Origin of the sequence: Pseudoalteromonas sp. RB2-MNA-CIBAN-0110, assembly GCF_040309305.1 — a bacterium.
GTDB lineage: Bacteria > Pseudomonadota > Gammaproteobacteria > Enterobacterales > Alteromonadaceae > Pseudoalteromonas > Pseudoalteromonas arctica.
In genome coordinates, this window is the sequence record NZ_JBEOOQ010000030.1 from 17,751 (window position 1) to 37,958 (window position 20,208).

Below are 20,208 nucleotides of genomic sequence, written 5' to 3' on the forward strand. Positions count from 1 at the left end.
ATCGAATGTATTAGTAGGGATATTAATGTTTTTTTCTAAAAATAAACAAAACGAAATAGCTTCTCTAAAAGCTGAACTTTACCCATTACAACAAGTGTGGGAAGGGCTTTACCGAGAGATGTTAGTACTAAACATTCTTTATGATGGCCGAATTTCGCACGCCAATGATAAGTTTTTAGAAAACCTAGGCTACAGTGAAGACGACCTAACTAATAATTCTTTTGACGATTTTATTACAGATTCGTCTCGTCAATCTTCAGAATTTAAAAGCCTGCAGCAAGCTATTAAAAAAGAAGGGCATTGGGGCGGTGCATTGCAAGTTATGCGCAGCGATGGTAAAGCTGAATGGTTACGTTTAATAGTACATCCAGTAAAAGGGGAGCAAGATCAGTTGCTCTATTTTTCTATATTCGGAAGTGTACTTACAAAAACAATTACGGCTTCTCGCGAGCAAAGCGATACTATTAAAGCGATATATCGCTCTATGGCGGTAATTGAATTTGATTTAGAAGGCCATGTCTTAAAAGCAAATGATCAGTTTTTAGCTGCAATGGGTTATCAAGAAAGTGAAATACTAGGTAAACATCACCGTACGTTTTGTGAGGCTTCAGAGTATAACTCCCAAGAGTATCTGCAATTTTGGGCTAAATTAAGAGAAGGTAAGTTTATTGCTGAGCGTTTTAAGCGTGTAGATAAACATGGAAACATTGTTTGGCTAGAAGCGTCATATAACCCAATCTCAAATGACGCGAATGAGCTTTATAAAGTAATGAAGTTTGCAACTGTTATTACTGATCAAGTAAATCAAGAAATTGCTATATCACAAGCTGCCGAAATTGCTTATAGCACCTCTACCCAAACTGATAAAAAAGCAGAGCAAGGTGCGAGCGTTATACAAGATACTGTTGCAGTAATGACTGAGCTGGCTATAAATATGGAGCAAGCTGCAAGTGAAATTTCAGCGCTTGATCAGCAGTCGCAACAAATATCGAGTATTGTACAAAGCATTAGTAGTATTGCTGAGCAAACAAATTTATTAGCATTAAATGCCGCAATTGAAGCGGCAAGAGCTGGCGAGCAGGGACGAGGCTTTGCTGTGGTTGCAGACGAGGTTCGATTGCTTGCATCGCGTACCTCAAAAGCAACAGAAGAAATTGTAGAAGTTGTACAGCGCAACCAATCACAAACCCAAAATACGGTGGCTGTAATAGAAAAAGGTAAAGAGAAGGCAGAGCAAGGCTTGGCGTTATCTAAAGAATCTGGTGAAGTGATGCAAGAGATCCAACAAGGTGCACAAGAAGTTGTAAATGCGATTGGGCAATTTACCAGTGAACTTAAAGCTAACGGTTAGATTAGCTTCGTCCTTATTCTAAAGCGGGCACTTTCAATGGTATCCGCTTTAATCTTACTACCCTCAATATACCCCTTGAAACCCATCTAATAATTTCAAATATAACAACTATACCTCTATTAACTCATTAATCAGTATGAAATAAGTTTCTTCTCTTTCCTAAATGATAATAAGTTGTTGCATTTTTGTTCGTTGTTCCTAATACTAGAGTCTGTTGATCTTTCAAGGTTAAATTTGCAGCAGTCTGTTTGGTATTTAGGCAAGGCAGAGCCTAAGTAGTGTGGTTGTTCCCCATAAATAGGCGATAACGTAGCATTAATGCCAAACAGACGCTGCCCAAAGGGTACTTCCTAGAGGCTATTTACTCTTTGTTGCTCGGTTTTTACTTATTCTTACATGGATGTAAGCCAGTAGAGTAACGCAGGAGCAGTTACCGAGCCCACTAGGTTACAAATCTCGCGCCGTGATTAAATAGCCTCTAGTTTGAACAAATTTTAATCCGCAAAGAACAACAGACCCTAGTGAACACCTAAGCTGACAAGCTTATGTAAACCAACATGAATACCTTAAATGATAATAAAATATTAAGTACACAACATTAAGGAATTGTATGAACAACACAAAGCGCACACACAAATTAATTAAGCCAAGCCACCTAATTGGTGCGGGGTTAGCTATGTTAATGAGCTTTTCTGCAGCGAGTAAAGACTACAAAATTATATTAATTCATGGGTTACAAACTTCGCAAATAACAAATAAGTCGGGTAGTGATGTAATCAATGATGGTGAAACATATTGGCAATCGTACTGGAATAATCGTGCAGATGAGCGAATTGATTGGCCTGCTTATGAACGTATTGAAGGTAAAATTGCTACCGATTGGGTGTGGCCAAAGCTAAAGCAAATTTCACGCTCTAATTTATGCAGTGATGGCTGTGTATTTGTAACACATTCAACAGGAGACTTAGTTGCACGCCATATTATTGATAATCAAGAAAACTGGTTAGAAAACGAAGGCTTAGAGCCGCTTAATATTGTTGCTACGTTTGATTTAGCAGGCGCGGGTGGTGGAAGTGAGCTGGCTGACGTAGCTGTTAGTGCTTTAACTGGCGCATCATGGAACTTTGCGGTCGATGCAGCACTCAAATGGTGGCTAGGAAGTGATGTAACCGAGGCCGTTGGTGTATTACACGATTTAAAAGTAAACAATGCACGTAAAATTTCACCATTCCCTGATGCACGTACACCTCGTTTACGCTTTGTTGCCGATGGAAATGCATATTTGGGTTTAACGGGTGGTTTTTTAAAAGGCAATGATGATTCGGTTGTTGCATCGCACTCTTCATGTGGTGCCAGTTCGGCTGGCTCGTTTGGAAGTTGTAGCAGCAGTATTGATACAAATGGCCATTTAAAATCGCAAGGTGATGCAGTAAGTAGCTTTATGCCAAACCATTATCCAATGATGATGAGTGACAGTTATAGCCATAACGAAATACATAACGCGCAGCGAAAAGGTAATGTAACAATAGCCATGAATAACGTAAATGTGGAAGGTGACACTGTAGGTTTTAATACGTTTGATAAAACTACAGGTAGTTGGTTTTGGAAAAAACAATATCGTTATATTAAGGATTCAAATAATTTAAGCGCATCAGCACTTATTTACAATGTGATTCCATAACATACAAGGCGTGTAGTTAGAAACTATACGCCTTATAAAAGATTGAAATATAAAAATGAAAAAATTTTATGTCGTTGCTTTAATTATTAGCACTATTTTATTCTCGCTATGGTTTACAGGTAAAAATGATGCTCATAAAGCTGCTGAGCCAATAAAACCTCAGGTTAAACACAGTGAGAGCGTAGCTGATTTATCGCCTGTAAAGGTGATCCCTATAGATGTACCTACAGCAAAAAAAACACAATCAAAAAAACAAATCGCGTTTAATGAAGATTTAACAAAAGCAGCGCAGCAAGTGGTTATGCAATATGAAAGTGCACTTAAATTTCCTCCTTATTCTCAACCATTGAGTCCATTAGATGAAGATCGATTAAAGCCAAATCAATTCTACCCGGTATCGAGCCCTATTGATGAAAGTGGCGATGCTTTAACGTTAAGTCTTAAGCAATATCGTTTTGTATACCCAGAAGAAATAACAATAAAGATAAGCGCTCAAGGGCTTGGAAAAGTGGTCGTTGAGCTTGCAAATACAGATACAAAAGAAGTGTTAAATACCCATACAGGCAATGCGCGTGACGGTGAAGCAATTATTACATTTGAAGAGGATGAAGATTACCCTCGTAGCTTACAAGTGTTTGTAGAGGGTGATGTTGCCGGTAAAAAAGTTCCAGTGGTTGCGCAAATTCAATATATGCCGCCTAGTGCAACTTTAACAGGTTTTGAAACGGCTTATGCACAAAACGAAAACATGATTTTGCCAGCTAACATAGCGGTAGTAAAAAGTGGTTTGTATCGTGTTAGGGCTAATTTATACAGTGGCGATACACCACTTGCTCATTTAGTATCTAAAGAGCGGTTAACGAAGGGAAGCCAAACTCTTAATTTGAAAGCTCATTGGTCGGTGTTACCACAAGGCATTACAGATATGCGCTTAAGCGACTTTGTTATTGAGAGAATGTCGCCAAGCCCAGGTGAGCGAAATAGCTTTGGGAATAGTGAAATAAGTTATTTTGATATTAATGATTTTTCGTACGATAGCTTGCAGCAATTACCATATCAGGCTAATGCACAAGAAAAGTTAAGTTTGGAATTTTTACAAGGCTTAGCTGATAGTTAAAAATAGAACGCAATGCTGAATTGGTAAATTTAAGGGGGTTGTACATAAATACAACCCCCTTAAATTTGTTAGCTTATATTAGCTTATATTAGCTTATATTAGCTTAGATTTATAGTAACTACACTTGGCGCTTCTTGTTCATCAAGTTCATTAGCCACAGGCACTTTAGGAATGTCTGGTTTATCAAGGGCTATATCGCCACCATCAATTACTTCACCTGTTTGTAAGTTTTTAAAATCAAACAAGTCGGCGTCAGCTAAATGTGAAGGCACTATGTTTTGCATTGCTGTAAAAATGCTTTCAATACGACCCGGGTGCTCCGCATCCCATTTAGCGAGCATTGTTTTTGTATGTTTACGCTGTAAGTTTTCTTGCGAGCCACATAGGTTACACGGAATGATAGGGTAACCTTGTACAAATGCGTATTGGCTTATGTCGCTTTCTTTACAGTATGCAAGTGGGCGAATAACCATATGCTCGCCGTTATCACTCATTAATTTAGCCGGCATACTTTTTAGTTTTCCGCCGTAAAACATATTTAAAAACAATGTTTCAATCATGTCGTCACGGTGATGACCAAGGGCTATTTTAGTAGCGCCTAGTTCTTTTGCTGTGCGGTATAAAATACCACGACGTAAGCGTGAGCAAAGTGAACACGTTGTTTTACCTTCAGGGATAATATCGGTAACAATACTGTAAGTATCTTCTTCTACAATTTTGTATTCAACATTTAATTTATCAAGATACTGGGGTAAAACATGCTCAGGAAAATCAGGTTGTTTTTGATCAAGATTTACAACAACTAGGTCAAACTTTATAGGTGCTACACGTTTTAAATGTTGAAGCATTTCAAGCATTGTGTAGCTATCTTTGCCGCCAGAAAGACATACCATTATACGGTCACCCTCTTCAATCATATTGAAGTCCATAACGGCTTGACCAGTTTGGCGACGTAAACGCTTTTGCAGCTTATTTAAGTTAAATTGAGCTTTAGCTTGATCTGAGTGTGACAATTACGCCCCCTAGTAAAACAATACAGCAAAGTTATTTGCTAAAAATAAAGGGGCGTATTATACCCAAACCACCTGAATATGCGAGTTTAGGATGTAATTAAAATTGATTTAAACATGCCTTATTAACACGTAAAAATAACTCGCTTATAACTTGTACATAAGGCTTAAAATTAATCCTTTGCCATAGGGCTCACGTAACCATCGGGTTTGAGTGCCAGTACATCACAGTCTAGGCTATCAATTACATGCTCTGCTGTATTACCTACAAGAGCGGCACTTAAGCCCGTGCGACCTACGGTACCAATAACAACTAATTCGCTATTTAACCGCTTCGCTACATCAGGGATTACATCCTCTGGCAGGCCTTCTTCAATAAAACATTGCTCTGGGTTTAAATTAAACTCTGCAGCAAGTGCATTGGTTGATTCATGATGATGCTTTTTAACTGATTCGTTATAAAGTCCTGGGTTAAACTCAGGAATTTCGATGGCGATATTAATAGGAGTTGCTGGGTAGGCATTAACTAAATTAAGTTTTGCGTTGGCAAGTTCACATAAATATTGTGCGTCTTTAATAACGCGTTTATTAAGTGCTACATGTTCTTCGTTTTCACTAACCGCATTTACAGCAGCTAAAATATTACCGTTTGCTGGCCATGCCATTTCTTTTACAAATAATACCGGAGCTGGGCATTTGCGTACTAAGTGCCAATCGGTCGGGGTAAAAATAACTGATTTAAGTGCACCATGTTGATGTGTGCCTTTAATTACTAAATCGTACTTTTCATCAATTACAGTATCGATTATGGCTTCGTAAGGACGATTATGCCAAACCACTTGGGTTTCAATATTTATATCTTTGTAAGGGGAAACTAAATCGTTTAGCCATAGCTGGCGATCTTTTAGTACGGCATCGCGCATTGCTTCGCGTTCATCGCCAGATAGCATTGTCGTCATTTCGTAAGAAAAGTCGTAAACCGTCATAAAGGCGGTAATACTTGCGCCAGATTTTTTAGCTAAATCTATTGAACGTGCTAAACCGTGTTGATCATCTTTGGTGGGGTCAATAACCGCAATAATGCGTTTAATAGTGTTCATATGCTACTCCATTTACCTAACGGGTGTACATTTAGTGTAACGTAAATATAAAACAGTTAAAGGGGTAGCATATAAATTGTTGTTCTAAATCAAACTATTTAATTTAGCGAGGCTTAACTATCGCCGCTGTTTTAGCCAAGGCATCATTATCTAAAATTGTAATAAATTTACCCTCTACTTTAATTAAGTCAGCTTTTTGAAAACGACTCAATAAACGACTAATGGTTTCTACTGTTAGGCCTAAGTAATTGCCTATTTCACCGCGAGTCATCGTAAATCTAAATTCCTTACGCGAAAAACCACGCTCACCAAAACGCTCCGACAAGTTATAAATAAAACTAGCTAAGCGTTCCTCTGCTGATTTTTTATTGAGTAATAACAGCATTTCTTGATCGTAAGTAATTTCACTGCTCATTAAGCGCATTATTTGTTGGCGAAGTTTTGGTAATTTTCCTGATAGTTCATCAAGAGTATCGAATGGGATTTCGCACACCATTGACGTTTCAAGTGCTTGCGAAAAACTGGGATGAGTCATTTTACTTATTGCGTCAAAACCAACTAGGTCGCCCGCTAAATGAAAGCCGGTAATTTGCTCATCACCTCGCTCCGATAACGTGTACGATTTAAATGAACCAGAACGAACCGCATAAATAGCCTGTAAAGGTGCACCTGATTCAAATAGATAGTCGCCTTTATGGAGTGGTTTTTTTCGCTCAATAATTTCGTCAAGCTTGTCCATTTCTTGGCCATTGAGTGAAAATGGCAAACACAATTGACTAATACTGCAGTTATTACAGCTAATAGCACAATTACCTTTAGCGCGACTTTGAGAGAAATCCATAATTTAATCCGTTTAAATTTTTATACACGACTGCAAAATAACCTTAAAGGTTAATAATGCGAATAGATTAATGTACCAGTTTGTCAGTTGCAATAATCAATAAGTAGATACCATACCAAATTATAACACTGCCTAATACAATTCGGGTCCATGGATGGTTAATAATCGTATTTAGTTTTTGCGCGGTAACGCCTAATGTAATCATCGCGGGAAAAGTACCCAAAGCAAAGCAAAGCATAACTAAGGCACCGTCAAGGGCACTTGGGCTAGTCATCGCCCATGTAAGCGCTGAGTATACAAGTCCGCATGGCAGCCATCCCCACAAAGCACCGTAACCTAGGGCTTTAAAAGGAGAGTTAATAGGCATTAAATATTTATTTAGTTTAACAATGTGTTGCCACACCAAGGTTTTACCAATTTTCTCTAACCATTGCAAAGTAGGGCCCAAGCGCATTATATACACGCCAACGAGGAGCATAAAAATAGCTGCAATGAACGAAAGTACTAAAGAGAAGGAGGTGTTTTGCCTTGCAAATTGGCTGCTAATACCAGCAACAAGTGCGCCTGCAGCCATATAGCTCAGTGCACGTCCAATATTATAAGCAAATGAATAGGTAAATGTTTTACGTTTGTCACTTGCCAGTTGTAATGAGCTTGCAATACCACCACACATAGCAATGCAATGACCGCTACCGATTAGTCCCATTAAAAATGCGCTGGTATAAAGAGGGTCAATCATTACTTTTGTTATGTTGCTCTTTGTCATCTTCAAACAAAATACTATGACCTTGCTTGTTTAAATCCGAAAACTGCTCGCTTTTCACTGCCCAAAAGAAAACACCAATAGCAATAATGACGAACAAAATGGCGATAGGGATCAAAATGTAAATTATGCTCATAACTTTAATAGCCTTAGTGAATTACTAATCACAATAATTGAGCTGGCAGACATGCCAATAACAGCCATCCAAGGAGCAACTAAGCCCAACGCTGCCAGTGGTAATATTGAAGCATTATACAATAAAGACAGCGCAAGATTTTGCTTAATAATACGTCTGGTTTGTTTTGCTACATTAAATAAGTGACCAATGGAGGCTAAATCGCTATTAAGAAGCACTACATCGGCGCTATTTTTTGATATGTCTGCACCGGTTTCCATAGCAATAGATAAGTGCGCACTAGCAAATACCGGGCTGTCGTTTACACCATCACCTACCATTGCAACGACTTCATTTTGTGAAGACCATTGCTCAACGGCGGTTTGTTTATCTTGTGGAGAACATCCAAATTGAACACTTTCAAGTTTAAGTTGCTTAGCTACTTTTTGCCCAGCATCTGACGCGTCACCGGTTAACATGTGACAGGTTAAGTTTTGCGATTGAAGTGAGTCTATAAGCTTTTTAGCATCGCTTTTTACTTTATCAACAAAGTAAAAGCGTGCAACAACTTGCTTATTTATATACAAGCTCGCTTGTGCATTCGATTTTTTGCTATTAAACCAACCACTTTTACCAATTGCGTAATGATTAGTTGCATCTTGTGCGCTAATTCCCAGTCCTGGATGTACTTCAACGCTATTAAGACTGCGGTGAGCTGGCGTAAACTCATCAAATGCACTGGCGATAGGGTGCTCAGAATAACGCTCTAGCATGGCTGCTATATCTAGCACTTGCGATTTTGTATATTGTTTATCGATTATATCTACTTCATCAAGGCTAAATTTACCTTGCGTAAGTGTGCCTGTTTTATCAAATGCAAATAAAGTAATTTGTGAGAGCGTTTCAAGCACATGCGCTTGTTTTATTAATACGCCTTTGCGGGTAAGCGTTGCCACTGCACATGTGAGTGCGGTAGGTATGGCTAAACTCAGGGCACACGGGCAGGTAGCAACTAAAACCGAAATAGTGATCCAAAATGCGTGTTCAGGATCAATTTGATACCAGCCAATAGCTGTTAGTGAAGCAAATATAAGCAGGCACGCTATAAACCATTGCGCAACTTTATCTGTAATTTCAACCAGTTTAGGGCGCTTGGTTAATGCGTTGTGTTGCAAGCGTATAATTTGATTTAAAAGTGTATTTTGACCAATTTTATTAATTTTTATTTCAATAACGCCGTCGTGGTTAACGCACCCGGCATAGACATTATGGCCAATAAACTTTGTAACGGGTTGATGTTCCCCCGTCATCATTGATTCATCAACCGTAGTTTTACCTTTAATTAATTCGCCATCGGCAGGAATTGTTTCGCCGGCTTTAATAAGCACTACGTCATTAAGTTTTAGTTTTTTGGCTGCAATTATAAGCTCTTCGCCACTTTCGTTAATGGTGCGGGCTGTTAATGGCAATAATTTTTGTAAATTTGCAGTAAACTCGCTGGCTTTTAAACGCGCTCTAAATTCAAGATATTTACCTAATAACAGCAAAAAGGTAAACATGCATACAGATTCAAAATACACTTCGCCGACTTGCATAAATGTGGCGTAACAACTTGCACCAAATGCGCCAAAAATAGCCAGTGATACGGGTAAATCCATATTGAGCTGTTTTGCTTTTAATCCATTTATAGCATTGGTTAAAAAGGGCAGTGCGCTATATAAAATAACCGGAGAGGCCAGTACCAAGCTGATCCATCTAAAATACTGCTCAAAGTTACTGTCCATGCCTGAAAACATGCCAAAGTACATGGCGAACGCAAACATCATTACTTGCATGGTCATTAAGCCTGCAACACCTAAGCGCCGAATATAGGCTTTGGCAGTTTGTTGTTTTTGCTGAGCTTCAACATCTGATTGAAACGGGTAGGCTTTGTAGCCAATTTTAGCTAGGGAAGTAATAACTTCACTCAATGGAGTGCTGGTTTTGTCCCATTGAATCATCGCGCGGTTGGTGGATGTATTTACATCGACACGCTTAACTGAGGTTAAATTTAAGAGTTGTTTTTCTATAAGCCATGCACACGCGGCACAGGTTATACCTTCAACGCTCAATAATACCTCTGAGATATTATCGTTAGTGGCTATAAATTCGTCTTGGATGTCTTCGTTGTCATAACTTTTTATAAATGCGAGTTGCTCAGGTACCAGCTGTTCGACCTTTCCAGCACGAACCGTTCGGTATTTATAATAATCGGTCATACCTTGATCAACAATATTTTGCGCAACAGCTTGGCAGCCAATGCAACACATTGGCTGAGCTTTATCGTCAATTATAACGTTTGCGCTAAATCCGTTTGGCACACTTTCAAGGCAATGAAAGCAAGAGTTAGACATAGTTATTACTACTTATAATTAGGAGTAACTAAAACGGTTTGTTCAGTTGGTAACGTTATATTTTCTTTCATTTTCCAACTGCCATCTATTGGCTCAATAAATACAGAGTAGGCACCTTGCGTATACTCGTTAAGTAATGCAGTAAATTCCTGATTGGCATTAGGAGTAAGTGTTGCTTCAAAGTCATGCGCTTTGATGGTGCGATGGTAAAACGAGAGTTTTAATACATGCACGTTACTGCTGTCGCCTTTTGTAAATTTAAAGCTTACGCGGTCGTTGGTTACATTCAATTCGCCATGTAAATAAAGTGCTTTTGCTTTTTCAAACTTAGTCAGTTCTAAGTTTATTGCTTTACCTTTTTTGTAGTAGTCGTCAACAACCATATCTGGACCGTTACCTATTGCCGTAATAAATAAGCTAATACAGCCAATAATGGCAACTAACGGAAAGAAGATTAAAAACCAAGGCCAAAAATTTTTATACCACGGAGTAGGTTGCATAGTGTCTCTAAAATTAGTTTAGGAAGCGTTATTTTATAGGAATTATACGTAAAAGACTAAAAAAAAGCCTCACAGTGGAGGCTTTTTTGATCTGGATTAATCTATTGAATTAAATAAATTAATTTATAAACATTTTATTAACCGCGTGCTTATTTATCTTGCGATAAACTGTAAACATAGGCAGTTAATAAGTGAATCTTATCTTCACCTAAAATGTCTTTCCATGCAGGCATTACACCGGCACGGCCGTGGTTAAGAGTTTCTTCAACAGCACGTTGAGAACCACCATATAACCAAATGTTATCAGTCAGGTTAGGCGCGCCAAACGGTAGGTTATGTGCAACTGACCCTTTACCGTCAGCACCATGACATGCGGCACACATTGCAAACTTAGCGGCACCTGCGTCTGCGTCTTTTTGGTTAACAGTACGACCAGAAAGGCTCAGCACATGTGCTGTCATTTCTTTAACGCCTTGTTCGCCAAGAGCAGGACCCCAAGCTGGCATTGCTGCAATACGACCATAAAGAAGTGTTTCTTTAATTTTGTCAGGTGTTCCGCCATATAACCAATCTTTATCAGTTAGGTTAGGGAAGCCAGTACCACCACGTGCATCAGAGCCATGACATTGCGCACAGTTTTGTGAGAATAAACGCTGACCAATTTCAATGGCTACTTGGCCATCTGTTTGCTCATGTTTATTACCATTATCAAGCGCTACTTGCTGCGCTGCATCACCTTCAAATTTAGAGTTAACTAAATCTAAAACGGGTACTTGTGCAAGTTTATTAAAAATAGGACCAAAGCGTTCTTCTGCAGCTTCGTACTCTTTATCAAGTTTTACAAAGCGACCATCAGCTTTTGCCTCTGCAACTGCTTTTTTAGATTCAGCTAAAGAGGTAATACCTTGATTAGAACTAGTCCATTTACCTAAACCTTCCCAGTTGCCTAAACCTGGGTAAGCTGCAAGGTAATATACTGACCAAATGAAAGTTGCGAAAAACATGTAAGTCCACCATTTTGGTAGTGGATTATTTAGCTCTTCAATGCCGTCAAATTCATGTCCACAGCTTTCACCTTCTTCTACGCCTGCATAGTTTTTTAAGTTCCAAACTAATAAGCCAAAGATGATGCATAAGCATGCAAGGGTTAATACAATAACCCAAATACTCCAAAAGCTAGTCATTTTTCAGACTCCTTTTCCTCGTTAGAGAGCGTGTTGTCATGTTTTTTTTCATCTTCAAAAATGGCATTAGCAGCGCTGTCAAAACGAGTTTTGCTTCGCTTGCTATATGCCCATGCAACAATCACAATAAACAATACTAAAATTACCAGAGTCAAAATACCTCTGTATGTTCCGTAATCCATAATTTTTTACTTCAAGTGGGTACCAAGTTGCTGTAAATACGCGATGAGAGCTTGGATTTCTGTTGCGCCTTTGCCATCATTCATAGCATTAACTTTATCAACATCTGCTTGAAGCTCTGCATCATCGCCATAACCTAAACCCGGATGTTTTGGGTTTTCTGGGTTAATAGCAAAAGTATCACGGAAAAGTTGTAGTTTTTTCAGAGTAAGGCTTGTATCAACCGTATTCTCTGCTAACCAAGGAAAGCCTGGCATGTTTGACTCAGGAACCACAGCACGTGGATCAACTAAGTGAGCATAATGCCAATCGTCCGAGTAGCGCTTACCAACACGAGCCAAGTCAGGACCAGTACGTTTAGAACCCCATAAAAACGGATGATCCCATACTGATTCGCCTGCTACAGAGTAGTGACCATAACGCTCAACTTCATCACGAAAAGGACGAATCATTTGTGAGTGGCAGTTAGAACAACCTTCACGCACGTAAAGGTCGCGGCCTTCCATTTCTAAAGCGTTAAGAGGACGTAAACCCTCCACTGGTTTAGTTGTATCGTCTTGAAACATTAGCGGAGTGATCTCAACTAACGCGCCAAAGCTAATAGCAAAAACAGTCAGAATAGCCATAAGGCCAACGTTCTTTTCTACTATTTCATGTTTGTTTTGTGAATTTTTCTTGCTCATCATCTCACTCCGTTATGCTAATTGTGCTTGCGCGTCTAGTTTCAGAGATTCTTTCTCAGCTGAAATAGTGCGGTAAACGTTATAAGCCATAACTAACATACCCGTTACGATGAATACACCGCCTACAAAGCGCATGATATAGAAAGGATGCGACGCTTCTAAAGACTGCACAAAGCTGTACATTAATGTACCGTCAGCATTCACTGCACGCCACATTAGACCTTGCATTACACCAGAAATCCACATTGCAACAATGTATAAAACAACACCTACAGTGTGTAACCAGAAGTGGGTATTAACCAATTTAACGCTATACATACGACCTTGCGCGAATAACGCAGGAATTAAGTGGTAAATAGCACCAATTGAAATCATAGCAACCCAACCTAGTGCACCTGAGTGTACGTGGCCGATTGTCCAATCTGTGTAGTGAGATAACGCATTTACAGATTTAATTGCCATCATTGGACCTTCAAACGTAGACATACCGTAGAAAGACAATGAAACAACTAAGAAGCGTAGTACTGGATCAGTACGTAGTTTATGCCACGCGCCAGATAGCGTCATAATACCGTTAATCATACCACCCCAAGACGGTACGAATAGGATAATAGACATAACCATACCTAAACTTTGCGTCCAATCAGGAAGCGCTGTGTAGTGAAGGTGATGAGGACCAGCCCAGATATATAATGAAATTAGAGCCCAAAAGTGAACTACCGATAAACGGTATGAGTACACTGGACGACCTGCTTGTTTAGGTACAAAGTAATACATCATACCCAAGAAACCAGCAGTAAGTAGGAAACCTACAGCGTTATGACCGTACCACCACTGAACCATCGCATCTACTGCACCTGCATAGATTGAATATGATTTAGTTAACGACACAGGCACTGCCATACTGTTTACAATATGAAGTACTGCAACAGTAATAATAAAGCCAGCGTAGAACCAGTTAGCAACATAAATATGCGACACTTTACGCTTAATCAAAGTACCAAAAAATACAACGGCGTAAACAATCCAAACCACAGCGATTAAAATATCAATTGGCCATTCGAGTTCTGCGTATTCTTTTGAGCTAGTAATACCTAACGGTAGCGTTATTACTGCTAATACAATAACTAGCTGCCAGCCCCAAAAAGAAAAGGCGGCGAGTTTGTCTGAGAAAAGACGCGTTTGACAAGTACGTTGTACGACGTAATAAGACGTCGCAAAAAGTGCACTGGTACCAAATGCGAAAATTACTGCGTTCGTGTGTAACGGACGTAGTCGAGAGTAAGTTAACCATGGTGTATCAAAGTTAAGTGCTGGCCAAGCTAATTGGGCAGCAATCAGAACCCCAATACTCATGCCAACGATGCCCCAAATCACTGTCATAATAGCGAATTGGCGTACAACCTTATAGTTATACTCAGTTTGTGATGCTACTGTTTGGCTCATTTTCTGGCTTCCGCTGCAATAAATGCGTTTAGAAATGAATTACCCACCTTTAAAAGTGGGGCCTACTATTTTCTCAAGCGTGTTATCTAAAACTTTCAATACATGAAAGCTTCAGAAAAAAACTTGAGAAACCCTTATTTTTTGCGGGTGAAATGATAAATTTTTTGGCCTAAAAAAGATAGGTCAATTACATAAAATTATGACATCAATCAATGTTTGTGAGCTTGTTGTTTATTTTTTGATACAGTTTGTGCCTAATTTGGCTTAATAGTAACACTCGCACTTGTTATTTGCAGTCGCGATTATTAGTATTTGTTTTTCTTTAGTGCGAAATTGTTATGCTTATATATAGATTAAGTTTATTCACGGCGGTATTTTTTTTATTAACAGCGTGTGATTTTTCTAAAAATACAGATGAAAAATTTCTTAAAAACGAGCAGTGCGAAGCCAATTTACCTTGTACTTTTTCAAATGATGTTAAAGTATGGTTAAGCGAGAAAACCCTTTCCCCCGAAACTCCATTTACTATTTTTAGTGATTTACCAACAAACCTTACAATTGAAGATGCCAAGCTTAAAGGCATTACTATGTATATGGGTTACATTCCTCAGCAATTTAAAAAACATAATGGCCTGTGGCAAAGTGATACCATGGTTGGCATTTGTTCTGAGCAAAATATGCTCTGGAATTTAGAGCTAACAGTCAAAGATAATACAACCTCTTTAATACAAACACTAAATTACTCTTTTTATGTAACGTATTAGATTTACTCCTACCGACTGATTCCTTCGGTACAGCTCACTTTTCTAACGAGAATTGATGTTTGCTATTCATACGATTATTAGAGCAACAAGATCAATTAATTGCCTCCTTAAATTGTGTCACCTGTCAAAATACTAATAATGCCCAATTTATCTCAAAAAGTTCAATTTTAATTATGACTGAGTGAAAATCTAATCAAAAAACCTCCTAAAGTAGCTAAACAAGACTATTCAAGCACTAAACATGCATAAATAGGGTTAGTAATTAACATTTAGTTTTGCGGTTTTAATAATGTGCTGTGATTAACTTGTTAATTTATTCAAACTTGGTACGCAATCCAGTTGATTACATTTAATTACAAAGTAAGCCAGTTTGATTTCAGGTGTGTTTTTTAAGTGTCTAGATATCATTAGTTGATTGATACTAAAGTGTATTTTCTAGTTAACAATGAAACAAGTTGTAACGTATGTTCCTAATAAAGATGTTCTATTTTGTTGAAGCATACAAAGTAAGCAGTTATTAAGTTTTCGTTCAGTTAAAGGCGCCTAAGTTGCCCGCCTGACTCACTATTCTTATAACAAGTGAGCATTACCAATAAAGGTAAATTTCAACAAGTAGGGTTCTTTCATGAAAAAATCAACTCTTGGTTTAGCTGTCATTGCAGCGATCCCAATGTTCTCAAGTGTACAAGTTTTAGCGGCAGACGAAGCTGCAAAATCAATCGAAAAAATTCAAGTAACGGGTTCTCGTATTAAGCGTTCTGACATGGAAACCGCTAGCCCAGTTACACTCATTGGTGCAGATGAGATCAGAGCTTCTGGCGCTACATCAGTTGATAGTGTGCTTCAGAAAATGACCGCCGCTGGCGGTGCAATGACTAACCCTGGCGTTAACAATGGTTCAGGTGGTAATGCATCTATTAACTTACGCGGTTTAGGCTCACCACGTACTTTGGTACTTGTAAATGGCCGTCGTATGATCAATTCAGGTACTGGTGCAGCATCTACTGTTGATTTAAATACGATACCAGTTTCAATGATTAAGCAAATTGAAGTACTTAAAGACGGCGCTTCAGCCGTATATGGTACAGATGCTGTTGCTGGTGTTGTAAATATTATTCTGAAGAATGATTTTGAAGGCCTTGATTTAAACGTAAACACTGCAATGACGTCAAAGCACGATGCAACTGAAAACTCTATTGACTTTACAGTGGGTACTTCATTTGATAAAGGCAATATTGTCTTTGGTGCACAATATACAAATCGTGGTGAAGCAAGCCAAAGTAATCGTGACTTCTCAAGTTGTCCAATACTTGAAGATGAAAACGGTTTATATTGTGGTGGCTCTTCATTCAGTGAAGGCGGCCATATTCAAAGCAATGTGACTGCGCCCATTTTGAATGAAAAAAATGAAATTGAACAAACTGGAGTTGCTAATGATAGTGGCTTGAGCGGGTTAGGTGGAAGTTTACATCGTTACTCAACAGCTGCCGATGCATATAACTACGCAAGTAGCAGTTACTTATACACACCAATGAACAGATTAAATATTACAGGTCTTGGAACGTATGAAATATCTGATGACACAAGCTTTTTTAGTGAATTCACTTACACTAAGCGTTGGTCAGAGCAACAGTTAGCACCGCAACCAATAAACTTTGCATTTGATTACGACCCAAGCACTATGGGTGACAGTCTGTTAGGACAAACCTACGACAAGCGCGAAGTTGCAAATAACGCATTCGTGAAGGGAGCTGATGGTCAGTATGTGACAACAGCTACAAACTATGCTGCTGGTGATCCAATTAGCTACCGTCGTAGAATGAGTGAAAGCGGTACACGCAATTATTCTCAAACAGTTGATACTGTTCGTATTGTAGTTGGTGCCGAAGGTGTAATTGATGATTACTCTTGGGATATTTCAGCTAACTTCGGTCGTAATGACTCTGTAAGTAAAACAGATAATCTTCATAATGTTTCGTCTCTAACAGCAGATGTAGAAGCTGGAATATTCAATCCTTTAAGCGAAGCTGATTGGGCTCAATCTAACGTAAGTCAATATATTTACAAAGAGCAAGAATCAGGTGGAAGTCAGTTATTTATTGTATCAGGCTCTCTTTCAGGCGAAATGTTCGAGTTACCAGCTGGCTATGCTGCGTTTGCTGCAGGTGTTGAGCACCGTCAAGAAAAAGCATGGCAGGATCCAGATTCAATAGCTGCACAAGGCCTAGGTAACGACCCTCGTATTGATCCAACAAGTGGTGGTTTCAATGTAGATGAAGCATATGTAGAATTTGCAATACCATTATTAGCTGATGCTCCTTTTGCTGAAAGTGTTGAATTAAGTGCTGCAATACGTGCGTTTGACTACAGCACATTTGGTTCAGATAATACTTGGAAGCTAGGTCTAACTTGGCGCGTAAATGACGAACTAATGCTACGTGGTGTTCGCTCAACGGCTTTCCGTGCTCCAACAGTTGATGAGCTATATTCTGGTAAAGCAATATCTTATGATGGCGTTACTTACCCTGGTGCTGATGACCAAGCAGAAGTAACAGTTGGTGGGAATGCTGCTTTAACACCTGAAGAAGCAGATACACTAACGTTCGGTGTTGTGTACGAACCACAATGGCTTGATGGTTTTTCAATGACTGTAGATTACTACGATATTGAAATCGAAAACGCTATTAGCACCTACACTAGCCAATTTGTTGTAGATCAGTGTATTGACCCTAGTGGTACTGGGACTACACTATGTGAAAATACAGGTGCTTTTGTACGTACAGATGGTCGAATTGTATTTAATAACCAGTTACGCAATATCGGTTCAGAGAAAACATCAGGCATAGATTTAAACTTAAAGTATTCATTTGATGCGTTAGGTTTAGCCTGGAAAGCAGGCTTAGATACAACGTATTTAGATGAATATGTTGTTGATACAGGTGCTGTAATTGACTATCAAGGTTACATTACAAATGGTAGCGGTGGCTATGCTGACATTAAATCAAATCTTCACTTAACAGTAAGTGGTGATAGCTGGGATGCTACTTACGAAGCACGTTACGTTGCTGGGATGGATAGCTTTACTTGTAGACTTGATCAGAGTGAATGTGTTGCACCAACGACACCATCAATTGTGTATCATGATATTAGTGGTTCTTACATGGTTAATGACTTAGTAACTGTCTCTGCTGGTATTAATAACATGTTTGATAAAGAGCCTCCGTATTACACAGGTAATTACGATTCAAATACTGATCCGTACACTTATGACACATTAGGTCGCCGTTTATTTGCTGGTATTAATATTAAACTATAATAACTAGTACATTAATCGTATTAAGGCTCAGTATTTACTGAGCCTTTTTTATTGAACAAAACAAAGGAGACAAGTACACTAAAACGATATTTTAGAAGGAGAACTGATTGTTAAAACAAGATGAAAACTTATCTTTTGTCATTGAACCAGAACTAACTCCTCGTTCTGAACAGCGCATAGATCTGTATTTTTCTATCCCTAATGAAATGGGGATCAATCCGCAAACGCTTACCGAAGAATCTTATTTTAATAACCACTTCAAATCACATTTAGCCTACAACGCTAACAATATACACTTGCCTTTAGTGCGAAGCCGTTTTGTTAGTAAAAACAAAGGTGAGCAGCAAGATTACCGTCAAAACCTTAACTTATTTTGTTACCAAGTGCGTTTAGCCCTTGATGCTGATATAAAAGACGCGTTAAAAATTGATGAAGCTGAGGACTTTTACGAACGCGCTAACGAAGTATATGAACAAAGTGAAGGGCTTTTAAAAAAGCTGCGTCGCTACACGCCAGATGACGAAAAACTACTGCCATTTTTTACCAATGCTGATAACTACTTAAGTTGGCATGTTGAGCAATCTTTTTTAAAGCTTTTAGATGAAGGCCCACGCAGTAGCGATTATGCAAAAGAGCGTAACGATTTACTGCAGTTTTGTAAAAACGAAAATACGTACCGAGCAGAGAAAAACTACAACTCTGAAACTACCATGCAAGACGCAAATCGAATAACAAATAAAATGCGCTTGTTACAACGCTTAATTGAGCACGGCGTTATATTACAGCGCCAAACGCGTTTTCTTAACAGCTACCTTAAACGATTAGTTAAAGGCACTGTAACAGCTGTTATCATGGCATTTGTGATGGTTGTGATACTTAATGCCCGCTCAACGTTTACTGAAGTCACCGCGACGCTTATTTTAATTTTAGGGGTTATTTACGGGCTACGTGAAATATTTAAAGAAGACATTACACGTATGATCTGGCGAGCTATTGTACAAGGGCGACCTAAGTGGCGATTTAGTTTTAAAAATAGTATTACCAAAGACAAAGTAGCGAGTCAGCTAATTTGGCTTGAATACATGCGCTTTAAAAAGATACCTAAAGAAGTGAAATCTATTTTTTCAAAACGTAGACAGCAAAATAAACAAGCCGCGCAGTGGTTACACTTTGCAAGTGAGACACGTGTTAGTGCGAAAGAATTTTTACCCGGTTACGATACACTGCAGCACACGCTACAATTTAGTCTTGCGCCATTTGCACGTTATCTAAAACGTGGTGAAGGGAAGTTATATCATTTAGATAGTAATAAAATATCTAAGCAGGCGGTTGAACGGCGCTACCAACTTAACATGGTGCTTGTGCTAACTGAGGAAGATAGAACACTTTACCAACGCTATAAAATAACGTTAAATCGTAGTAAAATCGTTAATATTGAGCTTATCTACTCCAAAAAATGAATTTTAGTAATTAAAAAAGGGACCGATAAAATCAATCCCTTTTTTAAATTTATTTATTAGCTAAACCATGTTTACTATATAAAGTTACTTTGCCTGATACTAGCGTGATCTCGATATTTTTTGCTTCGTCGCCCCACACACAATTAGTATGCAGTGTTTTTTCAACACAATTATCTGCACTTCCCAAAATGGTTTCAACTTCAGTCTTATCCATACCTACTTTGATTTTTTCGTAACTCTCAAGACTTACCTTAGAACAAGCCGCAAGGCTTAGTGTAGCTGCGATGATAAGGAGTTTTTTCAT

General features: G+C 38.7%; 18 protein-coding genes. 6 read left to right on the top strand and 12 right to left on the bottom strand.

The window, feature by feature from the left end:
- Window positions 1-25 precede the first annotated feature (25 nt).
- The 3 genes from AAEY68_RS14425 to AAEY68_RS14435 all read left to right on the top strand — a co-directional run bounded on the left by AAEY68_RS14425 (window position 26) and on the right by AAEY68_RS14435 (window position 4,149).
- Complete coding sequence (locus tag AAEY68_RS14425; protein ID WP_350586202.1) at window positions 26-1,351, top strand: methyl-accepting chemotaxis protein; 1,326 nt, start codon at window positions 26-28, stop codon at window positions 1,349-1,351.
- Between the two features lie 610 nt (window positions 1,352-1,961).
- Window positions 1,962-3,032 (top strand): hypothetical protein, encoded by a 1,071-nt coding sequence (locus tag AAEY68_RS14430; protein WP_007585627.1) that lies wholly within the window; start codon window positions 1,962-1,964, stop codon window positions 3,030-3,032.
- Between the two features lie 55 nt (window positions 3,033-3,087).
- Window positions 3,088-4,149, top strand: a complete 1,062-nt coding sequence (locus tag AAEY68_RS14435; RefSeq protein WP_350586204.1) for a hypothetical protein — start codon at window positions 3,088-3,090, stop codon at window positions 4,147-4,149.
- Between the two features lie 98 nt (window positions 4,150-4,247).
- Here AAEY68_RS14435 and ttcA read toward each other — a convergent pair whose 3' ends face one another.
- From ttcA to ccoN, 11 genes are all read right to left on the bottom strand, one after another.
- Window positions 4,248-5,162, bottom strand: coding sequence for a tRNA 2-thiocytidine(32) synthetase TtcA (ttcA, locus tag AAEY68_RS14440; protein WP_007585631.1), 915 nt, complete (start codon window positions 5,160-5,162; stop codon window positions 4,248-4,250).
- A gap of 170 nt (window positions 5,163-5,332) precedes the next feature.
- Complete coding sequence (uspE, locus tag AAEY68_RS14445) at window positions 5,333-6,259, bottom strand: universal stress protein UspE (protein WP_007585634.1); 927 nt, start codon at window positions 6,257-6,259, stop codon at window positions 5,333-5,335.
- A 103-nt stretch (window positions 6,260-6,362) separates the two neighbouring features.
- Window positions 6,363-7,100, bottom strand: a complete 738-nt coding sequence (locus tag AAEY68_RS14450) for an FNR family transcription factor (RefSeq protein ID WP_007585636.1) — start codon at window positions 7,098-7,100, stop codon at window positions 6,363-6,365.
- 67 nt (window positions 7,101-7,167) lie between these two features.
- A complete protein-coding gene (locus AAEY68_RS14455; protein ID WP_024594369.1) occupies window positions 7,168-7,839 on the bottom strand; it encodes a sulfite exporter TauE/SafE family protein in 672 nt (223 codons plus the stop codon).
- Window positions 7,832-7,999 (bottom strand): cbb3-type cytochrome oxidase assembly protein CcoS, encoded by a 168-nt coding sequence (gene ccoS / locus AAEY68_RS14460; protein ID WP_002963071.1) that lies wholly within the window; start codon window positions 7,997-7,999, stop codon window positions 7,832-7,834. The genes AAEY68_RS14455 and ccoS overlap by 8 nt, the downstream gene beginning before the upstream one ends.
- Window positions 7,996-10,371 (bottom strand): heavy metal translocating P-type ATPase, encoded by a 2,376-nt coding sequence (locus AAEY68_RS14465; RefSeq protein ID WP_350586207.1) that lies wholly within the window; start codon window positions 10,369-10,371, stop codon window positions 7,996-7,998. The genes ccoS and AAEY68_RS14465 overlap by 4 nt, the downstream gene beginning before the upstream one ends.
- A gap of 8 nt (window positions 10,372-10,379) precedes the next feature.
- A complete protein-coding gene (locus tag AAEY68_RS14470) occupies window positions 10,380-10,871 on the bottom strand; it encodes a FixH family protein (protein WP_101216175.1) in 492 nt (163 codons plus the stop codon).
- A 149-nt stretch (window positions 10,872-11,020) separates the two neighbouring features.
- Window positions 11,021-12,055 carry a cytochrome-c oxidase, cbb3-type subunit III gene (ccoP, locus tag AAEY68_RS14475; RefSeq protein ID WP_197189386.1) on the bottom strand — a complete coding sequence of 345 codons (1,035 nt, stop codon included), beginning with the start codon at window positions 12,053-12,055 and terminating at the stop codon, window positions 11,021-11,023.
- On the bottom strand, window positions 12,052-12,237 hold the full coding sequence (locus AAEY68_RS14480; RefSeq protein WP_010554061.1) for a cbb3-type cytochrome oxidase subunit 3: 186 nt from the start codon (window positions 12,235-12,237) through the stop codon (window positions 12,052-12,054). Before AAEY68_RS14480 ends, ccoP begins: the two co-directional genes overlap by 4 nt.
- 6 nt (window positions 12,238-12,243) lie before the next feature.
- Window positions 12,244-12,918, bottom strand: a complete 675-nt coding sequence (ccoO, locus tag AAEY68_RS14485; RefSeq protein ID WP_010554062.1) for a cytochrome-c oxidase, cbb3-type subunit II — start codon at window positions 12,916-12,918, stop codon at window positions 12,244-12,246.
- A 12-nt stretch (window positions 12,919-12,930) separates the two neighbouring features.
- Window positions 12,931-14,364: a cytochrome-c oxidase, cbb3-type subunit I gene (gene ccoN, locus AAEY68_RS14490; RefSeq protein ID WP_024594372.1), complete on the bottom strand. Its 1,434-nt coding sequence runs from the start codon at window positions 14,362-14,364 to the stop codon at window positions 12,931-12,933.
- A 338-nt stretch (window positions 14,365-14,702) separates the two neighbouring features.
- On the opposite strand from ccoN, the gene AAEY68_RS14495 reads away from it, so the two are divergent.
- The 3 genes from AAEY68_RS14495 (at window position 14,703) to AAEY68_RS14505 (ending at window position 19,904) form a co-directional block, all read left to right on the top strand.
- Window positions 14,703-15,128 carry a hypothetical protein gene (locus AAEY68_RS14495; RefSeq protein ID WP_350586210.1) on the top strand — a complete coding sequence of 142 codons (426 nt, stop codon included), beginning with the start codon at window positions 14,703-14,705 and terminating at the stop codon, window positions 15,126-15,128.
- A gap of 625 nt (window positions 15,129-15,753) precedes the next feature.
- Window positions 15,754-18,444, top strand: a complete 2,691-nt coding sequence (locus tag AAEY68_RS14500) for a TonB-dependent receptor (RefSeq protein WP_350586212.1) — start codon at window positions 15,754-15,756, stop codon at window positions 18,442-18,444.
- Window positions 18,445-18,551: 107 nt separating this feature from the next.
- Complete coding sequence (locus AAEY68_RS14505) at window positions 18,552-19,904, top strand: hypothetical protein (protein WP_350586213.1); 1,353 nt, start codon at window positions 18,552-18,554, stop codon at window positions 19,902-19,904.
- 49 nt (window positions 19,905-19,953) lie between these two features.
- Here AAEY68_RS14505 and AAEY68_RS14510 read toward each other — a convergent pair whose 3' ends face one another.
- Window positions 19,954-20,208, bottom strand: coding sequence for a lipoprotein (locus AAEY68_RS14510; RefSeq protein WP_024594375.1), 255 nt, complete (start codon window positions 20,206-20,208; stop codon window positions 19,954-19,956).